This window comes from Nocardia sp. NPDC055029 (genome assembly GCF_053608525.1).
The window spans coordinates 47253-65992 of the sequence record NZ_JBSGVQ010000022.1; the positions used below are offsets into that span (position 1 = coordinate 47253).

Genomic DNA, 18740 nt, shown 5'->3' on the forward strand with positions numbered 1-18740 from the left:
TACTCCAGGGAGTCGAGGGTGTCAGCGGGTCTCGGCCAGCAGGGCGGCCTGGTAGCGGCGCATCCCGCGCAGCCAGCGGTCGTAGTCGGCGCCCTTGTTGCGATACATCTCCAGCACCTGCGGATGCGGCAGGATCAGGAACTGCTCGGCCGCGATCGACTCGAGCACGATCTCGGCCACCTCGGCGGGTTCGAGGACTTCGCCCGCGCCGACGACAGCGCGCGTGGCGGCAGCCCCGAGCGGGTCACCGGAGTCCCTGCCCTCGTAGAGCAGCGCGGTATTCACGCCCATCGGGCACAGGCAGCTGACCCCCACGCCCTGGTCGCCGTAGGTGACGCTCAGCCATTCGGCGAACCCGACCGCGGCGTGCTTGCTCACCGAGTACGTGGCCGACCCGATCTGGGTGAGCAGACCCGCGGCCGAGGCGGTGCTCACGAAGTAGCCTGCGCCCCGCTCGAGCCACTGCGGGACGAGGATCCGCGCGGCGCGGATGTGGGCGCGCAGATTCACCGCGAGCGATTGATCCCACGCGCGCTCGTCGACGTCGAGTCCGGGTGCCCCGGTGATGCCCGCGTTCGCGAAATACAGGTCGACCGGCCCGAACTCCCGCTCCGCGAGCGCGATCAACGCGTGGATGTCGGCGGTGTCCGCGGCATCGGCGCCGCTGCCGACGGTCGCGCCGGGGTGCTCGGCATTGATCCGCGCCGACACCGCCAGCGCGGCCGTCTCGTCGATATCCGAGACAACGATCCGGGCCCCGGCGGCGGCCAGCGCCGTAGCCAGGGCGGCCCCGATGCCCGCCCCGCCGCCGGTAACGACAGCCACTTTCTGCGCAACTCGCACGTGCGTTCCTTCGATTATCGGGAGCGACCGTGTCCCGGCCGCTCATCTCGGTCGACCCGAACTTATTAGAAGTTGACGTCAACTTCAAGTAAGTAGCGGGTCGGTTTCGTCGCCTGGACAAAGACGACGTGGCCCGGCTACGGTCAGCTAGTCAGTCAGTCAACTAACTAATCAGGAGTGGTAGTGCCCGACACCTCTGTCCTCGACTCGACCATCCATCACCGCGAGGCCGGCACCGGCGAACCGATCGTGTTCCTGCACGGGAACCCGACCTCGTCGTACCTGTGGCGCAATGTCCTGCCCGCTGTCGGCCCCGGCCGGCTGCTCGCCCCTGACCTGATCGGCATGGGCGACTCGGGCAAGCCGCCGATCGACTACACCTTCGCCGACCACGCGCGGTACCTGGATGCCTGGTTCGACGCGATGAGGTTGGATCGCGTCGTGCTGGTCGGCCACGATTGGGGCGGCGCGCTCGCCTTCGACTGGGCGGCCCGTCATCCGAACCGGGTACACGGGGTCGCGTTCACCGAGACCATCGTCAAACCGATGAGCTGGGACGAGTTCCCCGAGGCCGGCCGAGACCTGTGGCGCGCCATCCGCACCGACGGCGTCGGCGAGTCCATGTTCCTGGACGACTCGTTCGTCGAGGACGGGCTACGGGCGATTTCGAACCGACTCGACCCTGCCGACCTCGAGGTATACCAGCGGCCGTACCCGACGCGGGAAAGCCGGGTTCCGCTGCTGCGCTTGGCACGTTCGATGCCGCTGGACGGGACACCGAACGACGTCGTCGCACGCGCCGAAGCGTACGACGAATGGCTGGCGTCGAGCCCGGACGTACCGAAGCTCATGGTGAACTTCACGCCGGCGTACGGGACGATGACCGAACCCGCCGTCATCGACTGGTGCGCGAAAACCATCCCCAACCTGCATATCCAGAGCTACGACGAGGTGGCGGGCCACCACACCCCCGAGGACCAGCCGGAGCTGCTCGCCGCCGCCATCTCCGACTGGCTGGACCGCAACAACCTGCGCTGATCTCATGGCGCGACCGAGGCCGCCGCTAGTCGGCCAGTGTGGCGATCCACGCGCGGGTGTCGGCGGGGTCGATGACGTCGTCGAGTTCGAAGCAGGTGGCCGCGGTCAGCGCCTTGCCCTGCTGGTAGGCGAGGGTGAGCAGTTGCTGGAACAGGGTCTCGCGTTCGGCCGGGTCCGCCGCGGCGGCGAGCTCTTTGCGGAAGCCCAGGCGCACCGCGCCTTCCAGCCCCATCGGCCCGATCTCGCCGGTCGGCCAGGCGACGGTGAAGTGCGGCGCGCGAAAGTGCCCGGCCGCCATCGCCATTGCGCCGAGGCCGTAACCCTTGCGCAGGATGATCATGCCGAACGGCACGCTCAGCTGGGCGCCGAGCACGAACAGGTCGCTGAACCGGCGGACCGTGGCCGTCTTCTCCGCGTCGGGCCCGACCATGAATCCTGGTGTGTCGCACAGGGAGACGATCGGCAGCCCGAATGACTGGCACAGCCGCAGGAAGTCGCCCATCTTGTCGGCGGCTTCGGCGTCGATCGCGCCGCCGAGGTGATGACTGCTGTTGGCGACCAGGCCGAACGGCACGCCGTCGACCCTGACCAGCGCGGTGACGATGCCGACTCCGTAGTCGGCCCGCAACTCGAGTACCGAGCCGACGTCGACGATCGCCTCGATCGCGCGATGAATGTCGTAGGCGCGCAGCCGATTCTCCGGCACCACGTGCCTGGCCAGCCGGGGATCGGGCGCCTCGTAGTCCGCGACCGGCCCCTGGAAGTAGCCCAGGTACTGCTTGGCCAGAGCCACCGCGTGCGCCTCGTCCCGGGCGACCAGGTCGACGACGCCGTTGCGCCGCTGCACATCGATCGGCCCGACGTCCTCGGGGCGGTAGACCCCGAGCCCGCCACCCTCGATCATCGCCGGACCGCCCATGCCGATATTGGCGTCCGGCGTCGCGATGATCACGTCGCAGACCCCGGCCAGGGCGGCGTTCCCGGCGAAGCAGCGGCCCGACACGATCGTCACCAGCGGAACCTGTCCGCGCAGCGCGGCGAGCGCGCGGAAGGTCGGCACGTCCAGGCCCATGCCGGTCACGTCGGTGTCGCCGGGCCTGCCGCCGCCGCCCTCGGCGAACAGCACCACCGGCACCCGCTTGCGGGCGGCCAGTTCGAAGGCGCGGTCGGTCTTGGCGTGATTGTTCTTGCCCTGGGTGCCCGCGAGCACGGTGTAGTCGTAGGAGACCACCACGGCTTCGGCGGCCGCCTTGCCGAAGCGGTCGGCGCCGATGGTGGCCAGGCCGGTGACGAGGCCGTCGGCGGGGGTGTTGGCGATCAGGTCCGCTTCGGTGCGCCTGCTGCGCTGCGCGGCGACGGCCAGTGCGCCGTACTCGACGAAGCTGCCCGCGTCGACGAGGTCAGCGATGTTCTCCCGCGCGGTGCGGCGGCCGAGCCCGTGCCGCTTGGCGACGACTTCGGGGCGGGATTCATCCAGCGTGACGAGGTGACGCGCGCGGATCTCGTCGACATCGGCGCGGTCGCGGTCGGGATCCAGGTCGGCCTGCACTCCGCCGGTGGTGTCGGCGCCGGTGCGGGTGATGATCACGAGCGGATCGCCCGGCGCGACGACCTGCCCCGGGCGTACCAGGACGCGGATGGTCCTGGCGGCATCCGGCGCGGCGAGCACGTGCTGCATCTTCATCGCCTCGAGCACGACCAGCTGCCCGCCCCCGCCGATCTCGACGCCTTCGTCGGCGACCTCGACCACAGTGCCCGCCAGTTGCGCACGGACCGCTTCCTGCCCCGGATACAGCTCGACGGTGGCAACCGCGACCTCGGGTTGTCCCGCCTCGGCGGCCGCGACCAGCGCTGGCAGGTTTTCGCCGAGGTAGGCGGTGGTGACGATGCCCGTCTGGAAATGGCTGTCGGCGAGCACTTCCCGCAGGAACCCGATGTTCGTGCGGAGACCGTCGACGGCGAATTCCGCCAGCGCGGTCCCGGCCTTGCGGGCGGCGGAGGGGAAGGAGTTCCCGCGGGTGCGGATGATCACCTTGGCCAGCAACGAGTCGTAGCGCGGGCTCAGGGTGAGTCCGGGACGGCCGAAGGTGTCGACTCGCACGCCGGGACCGGTGGGCGGCGCGAAGGCGGTCAGGGTGCCTGCGGTCGGGATGGTCGATCCGTCGGCGGCCATCGTCTCCATATTCACCCTGGCCTGGATCGCTATACCGTCGGCTTTGGCGGGCTCGCCGGTGGATTGCCCTCCGTCGGAGGTGATTCCGGGTGGCAGGCCGAGCCCGTCGAAGGTCTCACCTTGGGCGATCGCCAGCTGCACGGCGACCAAGTCGACGCCGGTCACCTCCTCGGTGATGGTGTGCTCAACCTGGATCCGCGGGTTGACCTCCAGGAAGACGAATTCCTCACCGGAGACCAGGAATTCGACGGTGGCGAGCCCGCGATAGCCGACCTGCGCGCACAGACGGGCCGCCGCCTCGTGCAGCTCACGGCGAAGCGTGTCCGAAAGACCCTGGGCGGGAGCGATTTCGATCAGCTTCTGATGCCTGCGCTGCACACTGCAATCCCGATCGCCGAGCGCGAGAGCCGTGGTGCCGTTTGCGCCGAGTGCCGCGACAACCTGCACCTCGATATGCCGGGCGTTCTCCATCAACGCCTCGGCGAACACCGCCGGATTGCCGAAACCGAGCTGGGCCTCGGCGGCGCACTGCCGGTAGGCGTCGTCGATCTCCGCGACCGTCCGCACCACCCGCATGCCGCGCCCGCCACCACCGGCCAGTGCCTTGATCATGATCGGGCCGGATCGCGCGTCGAAGAACGCCGTGACCTCGCCGACCTCGCTCGGGCCTTCGGTCGCGGGCAGGACGGGCACGCTCGCGGCGAGAGCGGTCCCGCGGGCCGAGGACTTGTCACCGAACAGATCGAGCACGGCCGGGTCGGGGCCGATGAACGTGCACCCGGCGGCCGCGCACGCGCGGGCGAATTCGGCGTTCTCGCTGAGGAATCCGTAGCCGGGGTGGATGAACTCGGCACCCGATTCCTTGGCGGCGGCCAGGATCGCGGCGTGGTCGAGATAGGGCGCGGGCCCGGCGCCCGCCAACCCGATCGCCTCGTCCGCCGCGTGCACATTCGGGTTGTCCGCGTCGTCCTCGGCGTAGACCGCGACGGTGCTCGCACCGAGTTCGGTAGCGGTGCGGATGATGCGCAGGGCTATCTCGCCGCGGTTGGCGATCAGCAGTTTCACTGGGGGTCCTTGTCGTGCGCGGCCGGGGTGAAGCCGATCAGTCGCTCGGCGATGGCGATGTGGTCGGTGATGAACCGTTCACGCTGGTCGGGGCCCGTACCGGCGAGCCGGGAGGCGCCGGCCAGCAGTGCGTCGGACAGCGTCTCGACGACCCGCGACAGTGGCGCGCACGGGTCGATCCCGCCGCGCGCGTCGACCCGTTCGAGAAACGTCGTGAACCGCTTGCGCAGCCGGGTGCGCACCCGCGACCACTGCGCGCCGATCGCCGGATCGATCCCGGCGCGGTGCTCGATCAGCGCGACCAGCGCGCCGTTGGCGAACACCGCCTCCGCGAAAGCCGTTGTGGTGGCCGCGATTACCTCGGCGGGCTCGGTGACCTCGATGTCCACCACGAGCTGCGCGGCAAGGAACTGTGCGCATACCCGCTCGGTGATCGCCCCGAACACCTCGTCCTTCGAGGAGAAGTACGCGTAGAACGTCGCCCGGGAGACCCGCGCCCGCGTGGTGATCGTCTCCACCGAGGTCTGGTCGTACCCGAACTCCGCGAAGCATCGCCCCGCCGCGTCGAGCAGTTCGCCCCGCCGCGGCCCGGCACTGTCCTTGCGCGCCGACCGCGCCCGCTCCTGGGCCGCACTTGTGGTCACCGTCACAAGTGTTGTTGACGTTGACGTCAATGTCAATGACGGATTCATCGTCCCACCTGCTCGGTTAACGCCCGAGCCCGCTACCGGGGTACAGTCGCTCCCGCGATGTAGCGATACATCACGGCCCTGTGGCGCAGTTGGTTAGCGCGCCGCCCTGTCACGGCGGAGGTCGCGGGTTCGAGTCCCGTCAGGGTCGCAAGAAATCCCCGCACCAGTTCTGGTGCGGGGATTCTTCGTTTCCGGGTCTGCTCAGCGCATGGCTTATCGACGGTGGTCGATGCTGGTGATGCGGTAGCGGCCAGGGGCGACCTCCGCGGTGCGCATTGTCTGCTGGATCTTCTCGATGGCCGCGTCGCCGGGCCATTGCTGCTGGACGGTGACGTTCCAGAGCGTCGGATCGGTGGAGTCGGCGCGGGTGATGTGGATGCAGTACTTGACGCCGGTCGGGAAGGTGGAAATGCCTGCGGCGAGGGCGGATTCGTCGCCGACATGAGCGTCGTCGGTGACGTAGGTGCGGGCCTTGGCGGCATCGCGGTCCACGTAGTAGCTGTATTCGAAGCCGAGGATCGCGCCTTGGGGAGTGGCGGTGTCGCCGCGCTCGGCGCTGATGGTGATGGATTGGCTGCGGAAGGATTCGCAGCCTGCCACCGCGTGCGCCGGCAGCGGGGGAACGGTGGTTGCTGTTGTCGGCGAACCGGGTACGGCCGCCTGCTTCGCCGCCACCGGCTTGTCGTCGGAGCCGAGGAAGATATTGGCCGCCAGGCCGACCGCGACGACGAAGACCAGCGCGCCGACGATCCCCTTCACCGCCGCAGCGGCTTTGGTGCGACCGTGCGGATCGTCGTAGCGCTCGTCGTCGTATTTCTTGCGTGGCCTGCGCGCGATCGGCCCACCGCCACCGAAGTCCTTGAGGCGCGGCAGGACCGGCATCTCGACGCGGTCGCCGCTCTGCTCGGTCGCGGTGGTGGTGGCCCAGTCGTTCCAGTCGACATCGTCACCGCGGCGCGGTGTCTCGTCGACGGGGGCCTCGTCGGTCCAGTCGTTCCAGTCGCCGGTGAACCCGTCCTCGTCGGCGGGCGTGCGGTAGATCGGCTCGGTCTGGGCGTTCGCGAGGTGGCCGGAGGCGTCGTCGTAGAGTTCCGGCTCCGGCGGCGGCCACGTCTCCGGGTTGGTGCCGATGGTCTGCGGCTCGGCTTCGCGCCTGCGCCGACGTCGCCGTTTGCCCTGCGGGCGACGGCGTGCCGGATCCTCCGGTGACGAGAAATAGGCCCCGAACGGATTGTCCATCCGGACGCCTTACGCCGGCGCCGGGACGACTCCCGGCTGCCCGTGCCTCGGTGCGGCCGACGGTTTTTCGGTCTCCTGATCCTGTTGCGGACGCGCGGACGGCGGAATCACCCCGCTCTGGACCGGCTGCTGCGCGGGCGCTGGAGCGGGCGTACTCGGCGTGCTCGCCGGAGCTTGCTGCTGTGGCTGTTCCACGGCGGGCGCCTGGCTCGCCGGGGCCGGTGACGCGGGCTTGTTGCCGTTGTTGTTCGCGGGTTCCGGCTTGGCGGCGGTGTCGCCGTTGCCGAGCCCGGCGAACAGCCCGCCCGAGTTGCCGCCGCCATTGGTGGACGGTGTGGTTGGCGACGGTGTCGTCGTGGCCGGGCTGGTCGCCGTGCCCTCGGTCCCGGTGACATTCGCGGCGAGGGTATCGATCCCGGTGGTCGCCAGCTCGGCGCCCTTGTCGATGCCGTGCATCGCGACCTCGGCGATCTTGTCGATCAGGTGCGTGCCGAAGGTGACGCCCGCATCGATCGCCGCGGTGCCGAGGGCGACGCCACCGTCGATCAGCGCCTCCTGCAACGCGATCTGCGCCGCCGTCGCCGGATCGGTCGTCGTGGTGTCGGTGTCGATCGTGTCCGTCGACGTGCCGCCGGTACCGAGTACATACACGCCCGGTGCCACCTCGGTCGCGCCCTGCGGCACGGTCACGCCGTTGGTCCCACCCAGATCGGAGGTCAGCTCCTTGGTGTTGCGGGTGTACTGGTCCATCTCGGTGCTCGCGCTCCCGACGACACCGACCGCCTCCTGGATCGCCTCCTCCGCGAGTTCGACGATCGCGTCCAGGTTGTTGCCGTTCACCGCGGGTGCGGCGGCCTTCGCCTTGGCGCGGAAGTCGGCGATGATCGCGTCGACCTTGGCCGCCGCGGTCGCCTGGGTCGAATGCGCCTGTCCGAGCAGGGTGCTCAGTTTCTGGCCACGGTCAGCGGCCGCCGAGACCTCGGTCGCGGTCTGGCGCAACGCGGGCGTGGCGGGAGCCGCGGTCTCGGTCGACTCCAGTGCGTACAGGCCGAGCCGGTGCGGGTCCTCGGTGGCGGTGGTGGCGTCGCTCGCCGAGGTCAGCGCGGCCACCACATCGGCATCGGGGTCGGCGGAGGTGTTGGAGCCCAGCGATTTCCGCAGCTCCAGCAACGGCACCTCCAGCAGCGCGACCACCGGCGCGATCCTGGCTTCGGCCTCGGCCGGGGTGATCGTGCTCAGCGTGGTCTCGGTGACCAGGGATTTCGTGGCCATCACGCCACCTCGCTCTCGGTCGCGCGCAGGTCGCCCGCCAGCCCGGTATCGATCCCGGTGACGTCGGCGCCGAAGCGATTCAAAATGTCCTGATACGCGGTGACCAGATTCCCCGCGGTACTCAACGTCGACGCGTGCGACCCCGCCGCCTCCGTCCACGCGGCGGCGAACTCCCGCCCGAGCACCCCGAGCCCGGACAGATCCACCCCCGCCGCCGTAGTGGTATTGGTAGCCGCTTCACCAAGTAGATCCGCGACCCGAGCTGCGGCGCGCTGGTACGCGTCGAGCGCTGACGGGTCGAATGACATTTCCGCCACGATGTCTTCCCCTTCACGATCGCGGGTGCTCGTCGGGCACTCCCGGCACGAAAAGCCTAACGAGATCGGCGCCGTTGTGGGTGGGACTGGGTCGCACCGTGGTCCGGAACCCAGGTGACCGGCGAGTAGGGTCGCAACGGTCATGGGTGTCCTGCTGATCACGTTGCTCGGGTTCGCGGTGGTCGACGCGCTCGATGTGCTGTTGGTCGCGATCACCACGGCGGTGGTGGCGGACAGCCGGCTGGCGCGGCGGTCGCCGGTGGTCGGTGGGTTCAGTTTTCTCGGTGGCGTGTTCGCGGTGTCGGTGGCGTTCGGGATCGCGACGGTGCTGGGGATCGATTTCCTGGTTCGGCTGTTCGACTTCGAGTTGACGCCGCTGCTGCGGTACTGGGGTGAGCTGCTGATCGGTGTGGTGCTGATCGTGGTCGCGGCGTTGCCGATGGATACGACGATGCGTGGTGGCGGGCGCTGGGTGCGGCCCGTGCGGAAGTATCCGTGGCTGATGGGGGTTGTCGGGTTCACGCTCGGGCTGGCCAAGGTGCCGACCTCGGTGCCGTATCTGGCGGCGCTGGCGATGCTGTCGGCGCAGCGTCCGCTGCCGGTGGCGTGGCCGCTGATCGTGGCCGGATATTGCGCGATAGCCCTGCTGCTGCCACTGGTGGTGCTCGCGCTGGCCATGCGCAAGACGCCGCGCGCCCGCCGGGTGTACCGCCTGCTGGTGCGGTGGATCACCCGCTTCGGACCGCCGGTGGTGCGGGTGCTTTTCGTGGTGTTCGGCGTGGTCCTGGTGGTCGACGCGCTGGTCCACGCACGCCAGCTGTGGTGACGGGCCCGCACGGCCGCTCAGGTCGGCGTCAGGTCGATCGAGTACCGTCATCACGAATCGATGACATGCCCTCGCGCCCGCTGGCTGGGTCGCGAGGCGTTACCAGGTGAGCAGGGAGGGCGACCCTTGAGGGTTACCGTTGTTGTGCCGACCTACAACGAGCGGGAAAATCTGCCGGTGGCGGTGGAGCGGCTGACGGCGCTGCCGGTCCCCGACCTGCACGTGCTGGTGGTGGACGACAACTCACCCGACGGCACGGGCGAGGTGGCCGACAAGCTGGCCGCCGAGCTGCCGAACGTGGTGAGCGTGCTGCATCGCACCGAGAAGGACGGCCTCGGCCGCGCCTACATCGCGGGCATCACCCAGGCTCTGGCCGAGGGCGCCGACGTGGTGATCCAGATGGATGCCGACCTGTCGCACCCCGCCGAGGTGATCCCGGCGATGCTGGAGAAGCTGAGCTCCGCCGATACGGGCGTCGTGCTCGGTTCCCGGTACGTGCCCGGCGGCTCGACCGCGGCGGAGTGGAAGTGGTACCGCAAGGCCCTGTCGGCTTGGGCCAACTTCTACGTGAACCTGATCCTGCGCCTCGGCGTGAAGGACGCGACCGCCGGCTTCAAGGCGTGGAAGGCCGACACCCTGCGCGCGATCGACGTGGCGTCGATCCGCAGCAACGGCTATTCGTTCCAGGTCGAGATGAACTACCGCGCGATCAAGAAGGGTTACACGATCGCCGAGGTACCGATCCGGTTCGAGGAGCGCACCCTCGGCGCGTCGAAGATGAGCCTGAAGGTGCAGCTGGAGTCGGCGCTGATGCCGTGGAAGCTGCTGTTCGGCCGCTCGGTGTAAGTACTGACACACGAAGGACCCCGCCGGAGATCTCCGGCGGGGTCCTTCGTCGTTGCGGGGGTCAACGGGCGGTGATGCTCTTGCGCACGCCTTCCAGCGCGACCACGATCACCGGCACCAGCACCACGTGCATCACCGACAGCGCGATGGTGGAGGCGGTGTCGAAATCGGCGTCGACGGTCATGGCGATCGTCGCGATCGACAGTGCCGAGCCGACGACCGCGCCGACGCGCAGCACCCCGGTCCACAGGTAGGACACCAGCACGGCGACGGTCAGGCCGATCAGCAGCGGCACGGTCGACATGAAGATCACGCCGCCGGGAGCGACGTCCATCACCTTGCCGCCCTCGGTAGTGATGAAAGATCCGCCCGCGGCCGCGCCGATGCCCCAGACGATCAAGTTCGCCACGACGGCGGCGGCCACGCCACCCAGGACGGCGACCGGCCGGTTCAGTGCGGGCAGCGTGCGGATTGCGGTCGGGGTGGCGGTGGTGGTGGTCATGATGTTCTCCCTCATTCGGTGGTGAGACCATCATCAAACCTGAACCATTATTTAGGTCAAGCGGTCAACGTGATCAATCCGCGAACCGGGTGAGACGCTGGTCACGCGCCCTGTACCGTCCGCCTACGACAGCGGGTCGTAGCATGGCGGGGTGCGTTCACCGACGGATCACACCGCGCGCTTGCGTGGCGCGGCGGTCGGTGCCGCCTCCGGTGCGGTCGCCGTGCTCGCGCACGGACTCGGTGGCGCGACCGCGGTTCCCACCGGATCGTCGCTGACGCTGCTGTTCGCCGCCTGCGCCCTGATCGGCGTCGTGGTCACCGCGCTGCCCCGCGGCGAGGGTCCGGCCTCGACCATGGCGGTGCTGGCCGTCGGCCAGGGCATCGGTCACACCGCGCTGACGCTGGGCCACACCCATCACCACAGCTTCTCCGCCGCCATGCTGCTCGCGCACCTGGTGGCGATCCCGGCGGGCGCGCTGGCGATCCGCGCCGCCGAAATCGGCGCGCGGCGGGCGATCACCAGCGTGCGGCGCCTCGTCCTCGTGCTGGCCGGGATCACCGAGCCCGCCGCGCCCGCGTTGCGGCTGCCACCGGTCGAGGAACGCGCGGTCCTGCGGCAGCTCCTCCTGCGACCCGGCATCGGCCTGCGCGGACCGCCACCCGCGGCCGCGACCAGACTTCATCCCGTTCCGGCGTAGTCCGCCGTTCCACGAATCCCGCTGTCCGTGCGGTCGATTCGTCGACTCCGCGCGTCGGTTCGGGTTCTCACCCAACCCCGATGATCGGAGTTCTCCCGTGTCCGCATTCCCGCGTACCGCCCTGCGTCCACCCCGGCTCGCACGCCGTCTCGGCGCCGCGGCGGCCCTGTCCGCGCTGACCTTCTTCGCCACCGCCTGCTCGGCCTCCGACCCCGCACCCGATGCGCCGACGGGTGACCGGATCACCATGAGCGACCAGTGGATCAAGGCCGCCGATTCCGGCATGTCCGCCGCTTTCGGCAACCTGAGGAACACCGGCGACACACCGATGACCCTGGTCGCCGCGACCAGCCCGGCCTCGGATCGCGTCGAGATCCACGAGGTGGTGCCCGACAGCACCGGCGCCAAGACCATGCGCCCCAAGGACGGTGGCATCACCATCCCGGCGCACGGTGAAGTCACGCTGAAACCCGGCGCCGAGCACCTGATGTTCATGGATCTGAAGCAGCCGCTGCGCACCGGCGCGGAAACAACACTCACGCTCACCTTCGCCGACGGTTCGAGCACCGTCGTCACCGCGCAGGTCCGCGACTTCGCCGGCGGCAAGGAGAACTACACGCCGGGCACCGAGCATCCCACGCATGGCTGATCCGCATCCCAGGCTCTCCCGCCGTCGGTTGCTCGGCGGGGGAGCCGCGGCGGCGGGTGTCGTCGGCGCGGCCGGAATCAGCTGGGGTGCGGCTGGTTTCGCACGTGAGGAACCAGCCGGGGACGATGCGCTCGACGTCGTCCCGTTCTACGGCCCACACCAGGCAGGCGTCGAGACGACGCCACCCGGGCACGTGGCCTTCGCCGGTTTCGACCTGGCGCCCGGTGTCGGCCGCGAGGACATCATCGGCCTGCTCCGGATCTGGACCGACGACGCGTCCAGGCTCACCCAGGGCCTGCCCGCGCTCGCCGACACCGAACCGGAACTCGCGACCCGACCCGCCCGCCTGACGATCACGGTCGGTTTCGGACCCGAGCTGTTCACCCGCGCGGGCATGGCCGAGCGGCGTCCGAGCTGGCTGCGGCAGCTTCCGCCGTTCCCCATCGACCGCCTCGATCCCGCCTACACCGGCGCCGACCTGGTCCTGCAGGTCTGCGCCGAGGAGGCGACGACGGTCGCGCACGCGGTGCGGGTGCTGTCCAAGCACGTGAAATCGCTGGTCGCGGTGCGCTGGGTGCAGCGCGGCTTCCGGGACGCTCCGCGCGGCCAGACCATGCGCAACCTCATGGGCCAGGTCGACGGCACCGTCAACATCGCCCCGCGCACAGTCGACTTCGATCGCCTGGTGTGGGACGACGGCGCGTCGACGCCGTGGCTGGCGGGCGGCACCTCCCTGGTGCTGCGGCGCATCGCCATGGACCTCGACACCTGGGACGAACTCGACGCCGACGGCCGCGAACTCACCGTCGGCCGCCGGGTGTCCAACGGCGCGCCGCTGACCGGCACGGCCGAACACGACGAGCCCGACCTGACAGCGGTCGACCGCAACGGCATCCCGGTCATCCCGCCCTCGTCGCACGTCGCGCGGGCCAGGCACGCCAACGACGGTGAACGTTTCCTCCGCCGCGGCTTCAACTACGACGAAGCCCCTGCCCCGGGTCAGGTGTCGAACTCGGGCCTGTTGTTCGTCGCCTACCAGCGCGATATCGACACCCAGTTCCTGCCGGTGCAGCAGCGGCTGGCGGAATTCGACGCGCTGAACGAATGGACGACACCCGTCGGTTCGGCCGTGTTCGCGATCCCGCCCGGCGTGCCGGGACCGGGGCACTATCTCGGGCAGCGGTTGTTCGAGGCCTGAGAGTCCGGCCGGGCGCACCACCGCGCCCGGCCTGCTCAGGCCTGCGGCCAGTCGAGCAGGGTGTTCTCGAACAGCCGCCGCACCTGCTCGACCTCGTCGTCCATCGCGGCGGGGTCCCAGCCGGAGACATCGATCGGGGGCAGCACCGCGACATCGACAATTCCCGCCCGCGCGATCGGCGAATCCCGCCAGGCGATCTCGCCCGCATTGCGGATCACCACCGGGATCACCGGCACGCCCGCCTGGATGGCGATATGGAACGCGCCCTTCTTGAACGGGCCGACCCGCGGCGTGTACGACCGGGTGCCTTCCGGCGCGACACCGATCGAGAGTCCGTCGCGCAGGGTGGAAACCACCGGCTCGAGCGCGGCTTTGGCGCGTTCGGTATCGGTGCGGTCGATGAAGGTGACGCCGACGAACCGCATGAGCGGGCCGAACAGCGGATGATTGGCCAGCTCCTTCTTGCCGATGCCGGTGACCGCCCCGCCGAGCACCTTGGGCACGATGATCACGTCGAACTGGCTCTGGTGATTGAACAGGAACACCGCGGGTCGCGGGGCGCGGGCGTGCTCGGCGCCGACGACGCGCAACCGCACGTCGATCGCGGCGAGTGTCGCGGTGGTGGCGTCGTGCATGAGGGCGTCGGCCATGGCCTGGCGCCGGCCGGTGTAGGACTTGCGCAGCACACCGACCAGCGCGCCGCCGAGCAGCGCGGCGAAGCCGGCGATCGTGCGCAGATAGTCGACGGGGCGTGGCGCGAGGCGGGGACGGAACGTCAGTGCGGGCCAGCCTCGCTCGGCGGCGATCTCGGCCAGCTTCGGATCGGGGTCGACCACCGTGGGGATCTCGGCCAGGTCGAGCAGTTGCAGATCGGTGGCGCTGTCGGCATAGACATAGCCGATCTCCACCTCGGCCGCCGCGGCGAATTCACCGACGGCGTCCGCCTTTTCGGCACGCCACAGCGGGGCGCCCTCGGTGTGCCCGGTCAGGATGCCGTCGTCCACGGCCAGTTCCGTGCACAGCACATGCTCGATGCCGAGTCGTTCGGCGGCGGGCAGCACCTGGAACCGGGTGAGTTCGCTGACCAGCACCACCGTGTGCCCGGCCAGCTGGTGAGCACGCACGAGCTGCCAGGCCTCGGGGAACAGCCTGCCGTAGATCTCGCGGCGGAAAGCGCTGCGGCCCAGCTCTTCCAGATCGGACTCGGTTCGACCCGCCCAGGTCCGCTCGACGGCTTGCAGTACGCGCGCGTAGTCACCGTCGTTTCCACCGCGCACGATGCCACCGAGCAGTGCGGCTCTGCGCGCATCACCACGACGGAACAGTCTGCGCGCCAGACTCCGTCGCGGTAGCCCGTCGACAACGGTGCCACCGAAATCGAAGACGGCGGCGACCTGCGATCCCTGCGGTCCCGACCGGATAGCGGCCAGTGCTTCGGCGAGTGTGCTCATCAGATCGCGGTCCGGTTCGACGGGTCGAGGCTCGCGGCCCGTGCGATGCGCTCACCGAGGTCACGGAGCCGTTCGGCGAATTCCTGCCGCCGTTCCAGCAATTCGGCTTCCGCGCCCGGAGCTGCCGGTGCGACGAGGCCGTGATTGTCGGCCAGTTTCCACGCACTGGTGAACAATTCGGTCGAGACCGACTCCGGACTGTGCAATCGCTGTTGCAACAGCATCTGTTTCCCGACCGCCACGCACTCGTCGATGAACTCCTTGCGGTCGATCGTTGTGTCGGCCGACCGCGCGGCCAAGCGCTCGGCCACCACCAGCTGCGCGTCGAAGAAGGAGCGCAGCACGCGGTGCGCCATCACGAAGCCGGAATCGGTGAGCGCGCCGAGGAATTGGCGATCGAGCCGATCGTCGGGGGTGTTCTCGTCCCATTCGGGCACGATGATCCGCACCTCGTCGATGATCTGCTCGGCGAACTCCTTGCGCTCGGGGAAGAAGAACTCGAACTTGAGCAGATCGCGTAACGCGAAGGCGGCCTTCCACGCCGAGCGCAGCGGGTCATCGCCCGGTTCCTCCACGGCGGTCAGCGCGGCCAGTTCGAGAATGGCCCGGTTGACGAACCAGTGCACCGCGCTGTTGCGGTAGAACGCCGCCTCCAGGTGCGCGCCGGGTTCGATCGCGTACACCGGCTCCAGCCCACCGCGATACACGGTGACGACACCGGCGAGCGCGAGCTGTTCGAGGACGACCCGCAGGCCCTGATCGTCACGCAGCGCCGACAGCTCGCCACTGGGCAGCCCGCGCTGGGCGATGTAGCCCAGAACGGGGTCGACCACCGTGCGCACCTGCCCCAGCGTCAGCGCGCGCTCGTGTACGCCGAGCAGCGCCAGCGTGACCAGCGCGTTCACCGTGATCGGGGTGACCTGGTTGATGCCGACGGCGATGTCGAAGGCCAGCCGCTGCACGGCTTTCCGTTCGCTCTCGCGCAGCGCCGACTCGTCGGGCACGCTGGTCTCGCCGGTCGTGGTGTCGCGCAGCGGAATCGTCATCGGACGCTGATCGAGCGGATCACCGTTGGCGCCGAGCCGTTCCCGCGCCGACAGCGGCTCGCCGAACCGCACATACACGCGCCCGGCCGAATGCTGCTGGCTGCGGACATATCTGGCGAGCCAGCCGATGCCCTCCGGCTTCTTCGTGCCGCCCGACTGCTCACTCGCGATCGCGCCCAGCTCGTTGAGCCGCTCGTAGGTGATCGAGACCGGCACCAGCATCACGTCCTCGACGCGGCGTGAACGTACCGCCGCGGCGAGGAAATTGAGCAAGCCGTAGCGGGGCGGCCGCAGTTTGCCGGTGCGGGTGCGACCGCCTTCGAAGTACCACTCCAGATTGAAGCGCTTGGCCAGCAGGTAGGCGAAGTACTCCTCGACGACCGCCTTGTAGACCTCGTCGTCACCGAAACTGCGCCGGATGAACACCGTTCCGGTGCGCCGGGCGATGGGGCCCATCGGCCAGAAGTTGAGGTTCGCTCCGCCGATCACATGGTTGGGCGGAAAGTCGTTGCGCGCCAGCACGTCACCGAGCACGAAAGCGTCCACATAGGAACGGTGCGAGGGCAGGAACACCAGCGGGTGCTTGCGGTTGAGCTTGCGCAGCGCGTCCAGGCCGGGCAGGTCGGTGTCGACCTTCCAGGTCGAGGCGTGCACCGGTCGCATGGCCTGGGTGAACAGGTCCGAGACCAGCCTGCTCTGCGCGGCGACCAGTTCGCGCAGCGCCTTCTCCGCATTGCGATACACCTGGTCGGGTTCGGTGCCGGTCTCGTCGGCGATGTAGTCGAGTTTGCGCTGGAACTCGGGGGAATCGAGGATCTCCTCGGCCACCAGCTGCGGCACCTTGTAGCGGTCGCCGATGACGGTGCGCTCGGCCCGCTCCAGCGCGACGACGGCCGCGCGCACCACCGAGCGCGCGAACGGCTCGGCCGTGCCCGCCCGCAGCAGGGCGGCGGCCTCGGGATTGTTGGTGCGCAGCTCGCTGAGCCGTGCGGGCGCGCCGACGAGTACCCGGTGCCGGTCGGGTTCGGTGCGCAGCAGCCTGCGCTGGACGAGCCGGTTCGGTTTGCGCGGGTTGGTCAGCATGACCAGGTCGGCGAAGGTGACCCGGCGGACGCCATCGCGTTCCGGCGGCAGCCACAGCACCCGAACCGGGACGACGAGCGGGTCGTCGTGCCTGCCGACCAGGCGTTTGGTGATCGCCTTCGCGTCGAGGTCGAGCTGGGTCACCGGGGCATCGGAGCCGATGTCGCGGCTGAGTCCGCCCTCGGCGATCCAGTTGCCGATCAGTTCGCGTTCGACGCCGGAGGCCGCGTCGACCAGGGCGACCACCGAGTCGGCCATGGGTCCCGTTCGCGGGCCGCGCCGCCCACCGATGTCGATCATCTCTCCATTCAAGCGGCAGATCCGCCTCGGCGCACCGAACTTGGATTACCGCGCGTTGCGCACGGCCGTGCCGCAGGCCGGGGTGGCGAAGGATACCCACGGACCTGGCTGGCTAATCCACGAGGTAATGCTAACCTAACCACGAAGAAGTTAGGTCAGCATTACCTTGGAGGATCGTTGTCGTCGACGGAACAGCCCGTACGGGTGGAGTATGTGACCGATCCGGCGGCAGCGATGTCCCGGCTGGCGGCGGCCGATCGGTTCGGCGAGTACGTGATGTACGAGCAGCCCGGCGGGTGGGTGTTCGCCGCCGACCCGCTCGGCAGCGTCGAACTCGACGCCGGTGAACTGCGCACCGTGTGGGGTGGCAAGACCACCGCGCGCGCGTGGACCGGCAGGCCCGCCCAGGTCGTCGACGCCGCGCTGGCCGCGCTGCCGCTGGACGGCCGCAATGCCTACGGCTGGATCGGTTTCGAGTTCTGCGCCTTCTCGCTGGCCGCGACCCGCTACCTGAACCCGCTGACCCCGCTGGTGCACCTGATGATTCCGCGGATCGAGGTCCGCATCGACGCCACCGGCGTGCGGATCAGCGGCGCCACCCCCGCCGAGGCCTGCGATATCCACGATCTGATCGCCGCGTCGCAGGGCACCGACCTGCCGGTCGCGTTCCCGGTCGACGTGCGGCCCGACCCGACCGACTACCAGGGGCGCGTCGCCACGGCGGTGTCGGAGATCCGTTCCGGCGACTACCAGAAGGTGATCCTGTCCAGGAAGGTCGATCTGCCCTTCGCCGTCGACGTGCCGGCCACCTACCGTCTCGGCCGGGCCAACAACACCCCGGCTCGCTCCTTCCTGCTGCGCCTCGGCGGGCTGGAAGCGGCCGGGTTCAGCCCGGAGCTGGTGGCCTCGGTCGACGACGACCGGATCGTCACCACCGAGCCGCTCGCCGGGACCCGCGCCTTCGGGCTCGGTGTCGAGGCCGATGACGCCGCCCGCGCCGAGCTGCTCGCCGATCCGAAAGAGATCGTGGAGCACGCCATTTCGGTGCAGACCTCGTTCGCCGAGATCACCGAGGTCGCCGCGCCGGGCACGCCTGCCGTCTCCGACTTCATGGCGGTGCGCGAGCGTGGCAGCGTGCAACACCTGGCGTCGACCGTGCGCGGCACTCTCGCCGCCGACCGGACCAGCTGGGACGCGCTCGAGGTGCTGTTCCCCTCGGTGACCGCCTCCGGCATCCCCAAGCGCGAGGGCGTCGACTCCGTCTTCCGTAACGATCACGATCCGCGTGGCCTGTACTCCGGTGCGGTGGTGTGTGTTTCGCCGACCGGTGCGATGGAGGCGACGTTGGTGCTGCGGGCGATCTACCAGACCGGTGAGGGCGCGTGGCTGCGCGCCGGTGCCGGCGTCGTCGGGCAGTCGCGTCCCGAGCGTGAGTTCGAGGAGACCTGCGAGAAGCTCGGCAGCGTCGCGCCCTACGTAGTCAAGGCTTGACCGCCTCCC

Annotated in this window: 16 protein-coding genes and 1 tRNA gene; 8 read left to right on the forward strand and 9 right to left on the reverse strand. The window is 69.5% G+C overall.

Annotated features, from left to right (window positions below):
* Positions 1–21: 21 nt before the first annotated feature.
* On the reverse strand, positions 22–843 hold the full coding sequence (locus ACWF9G_RS19750; protein ID WP_452516931.1) for an SDR family oxidoreductase: 822 nt from the start codon (positions 841–843) through the stop codon (positions 22–24).
* Between the two features lie 183 nt (positions 844–1026).
* Between ACWF9G_RS19750 and ACWF9G_RS19755 the strand changes: the two genes are divergently transcribed.
* Positions 1027–1881 carry a haloalkane dehalogenase gene (locus ACWF9G_RS19755; protein WP_452516933.1) on the forward strand — a complete coding sequence of 285 codons (855 nt, stop codon included), beginning with the start codon at positions 1027–1029 and terminating at the stop codon, positions 1879–1881.
* Positions 1882–1906: 25 nt separating this feature from the next.
* On the opposite strand, the gene ACWF9G_RS19760 is transcribed toward ACWF9G_RS19755, so the two are convergent.
* Positions 1907–5119, reverse strand: a complete 3213-nt coding sequence (locus ACWF9G_RS19760; protein ID WP_452516934.1) for a carboxyl transferase domain-containing protein — start codon at positions 5117–5119, stop codon at positions 1907–1909.
* A complete protein-coding gene (locus ACWF9G_RS19765; RefSeq protein WP_452516936.1) occupies positions 5116–5769 on the reverse strand; it encodes a TetR/AcrR family transcriptional regulator in 654 nt (217 codons plus the stop codon). The genes ACWF9G_RS19760 and ACWF9G_RS19765 overlap by 4 nt, the downstream gene beginning before the upstream one ends.
* A gap of 116 nt (positions 5770–5885) precedes the next feature.
* On the opposite strand from ACWF9G_RS19765, the gene ACWF9G_RS19770 reads away from it, so the two are divergent.
* Positions 5886–5959 (forward strand) — tRNA-Asp (locus ACWF9G_RS19770).
* Between the two features lie 65 nt (positions 5960–6024).
* Here ACWF9G_RS19770 and ACWF9G_RS19775 read toward each other — a convergent pair.
* The 3 genes from ACWF9G_RS19775 to ACWF9G_RS19785 are packed head-to-tail and all read right to left on the reverse strand — an operon-like array spanning position 6025 to position 8639.
* Positions 6025–7050, reverse strand: coding sequence for a hypothetical protein (locus tag ACWF9G_RS19775; protein ID WP_452516938.1), 1026 nt, complete (start codon positions 7048–7050; stop codon positions 6025–6027).
* A 9-nt stretch (positions 7051–7059) separates the two neighbouring features.
* Complete coding sequence (locus ACWF9G_RS19780; protein ID WP_452516940.1) at positions 7060–8322, reverse strand: hypothetical protein; 1263 nt, start codon at positions 8320–8322, stop codon at positions 7060–7062.
* The gene (locus ACWF9G_RS19785; RefSeq protein ID WP_452516941.1) at positions 8322–8639 is read right to left on the reverse strand and encodes a hypothetical protein; all 318 of its coding nucleotides are present in this window, start codon (positions 8637–8639) and stop codon (positions 8322–8324) included. The genes ACWF9G_RS19780 and ACWF9G_RS19785 overlap by 1 nt, the downstream gene beginning before the upstream one ends.
* A gap of 142 nt (positions 8640–8781) precedes the next feature.
* Here ACWF9G_RS19785 and ACWF9G_RS19790 point away from each other — a divergent pair, with 142 nt between their 5' ends.
* Together ACWF9G_RS19790 and ACWF9G_RS19795 are read left to right on the forward strand one after the other, a co-directional pair.
* A complete protein-coding gene (locus ACWF9G_RS19790; RefSeq protein ID WP_379307563.1) occupies positions 8782–9465 on the forward strand; it encodes a GAP family protein in 684 nt (227 codons plus the stop codon).
* Between the two features lie 84 nt (positions 9466–9549).
* The gene (locus tag ACWF9G_RS19795; RefSeq protein WP_379307650.1) at positions 9550–10311 is read left to right on the forward strand and encodes a polyprenol monophosphomannose synthase; all 762 of its coding nucleotides are present in this window, start codon (positions 9550–9552) and stop codon (positions 10309–10311) included.
* Positions 10312–10372: 61 nt separating this feature from the next.
* Here the strand turns inward: ACWF9G_RS19795 and ACWF9G_RS19800 are convergent, their stop codons facing one another.
* Positions 10373–10813: a DUF6069 family protein gene (locus tag ACWF9G_RS19800; RefSeq protein ID WP_452516943.1), complete on the reverse strand. Its 441-nt coding sequence runs from the start codon at positions 10811–10813 to the stop codon at positions 10373–10375.
* A 151-nt stretch (positions 10814–10964) separates the two neighbouring features.
* Between ACWF9G_RS19800 and ACWF9G_RS19805 the strand changes: the two genes are divergently transcribed.
* From ACWF9G_RS19805 to ACWF9G_RS19815, 3 genes are all read left to right on the forward strand, one after another.
* Positions 10965–11513 carry a hypothetical protein gene (locus ACWF9G_RS19805; RefSeq protein WP_379307567.1) on the forward strand — a complete coding sequence of 183 codons (549 nt, stop codon included), beginning with the start codon at positions 10965–10967 and terminating at the stop codon, positions 11511–11513.
* A 97-nt stretch (positions 11514–11610) separates the two neighbouring features.
* Entirely contained in the window at positions 11611–12162 is a 552-nt protein-coding gene (locus ACWF9G_RS19810) for a copper chaperone PCu(A)C (RefSeq protein ID WP_452516944.1), read from the forward strand.
* Complete coding sequence (locus ACWF9G_RS19815; RefSeq protein ID WP_452516945.1) at positions 12155–13360, forward strand: Dyp-type peroxidase; 1206 nt, start codon at positions 12155–12157, stop codon at positions 13358–13360. The genes ACWF9G_RS19810 and ACWF9G_RS19815 overlap by 8 nt, the downstream gene beginning before the upstream one ends.
* Positions 13361–13395: 35 nt before the next feature.
* Here ACWF9G_RS19815 and ACWF9G_RS19820 read toward each other — a convergent pair whose 3' ends face one another.
* Positions 13396–14811, reverse strand: a complete 1416-nt coding sequence (locus ACWF9G_RS19820) for an HAD-IB family hydrolase (protein ID WP_452516947.1) — start codon at positions 14809–14811, stop codon at positions 13396–13398.
* Positions 14811–17240 carry a glycerol-3-phosphate 1-O-acyltransferase gene (locus ACWF9G_RS19825; protein ID WP_379307573.1) on the reverse strand — a complete coding sequence of 810 codons (2430 nt, stop codon included), beginning with the start codon at positions 17238–17240 and terminating at the stop codon, positions 14811–14813. Before ACWF9G_RS19825 ends, ACWF9G_RS19820 begins: the two co-directional genes overlap by 1 nt.
* A 234-nt stretch (positions 17241–17474) precedes the next feature.
* Here ACWF9G_RS19825 and ACWF9G_RS19830 point away from each other — a divergent pair, with 234 nt between their 5' ends.
* On the forward strand, positions 17475–18731 hold the full coding sequence (locus ACWF9G_RS19830) for a salicylate synthase (protein WP_452516993.1): 1257 nt from the start codon (positions 17475–17477) through the stop codon (positions 18729–18731).
* Positions 18732–18740 lie beyond the last annotated feature (9 nt).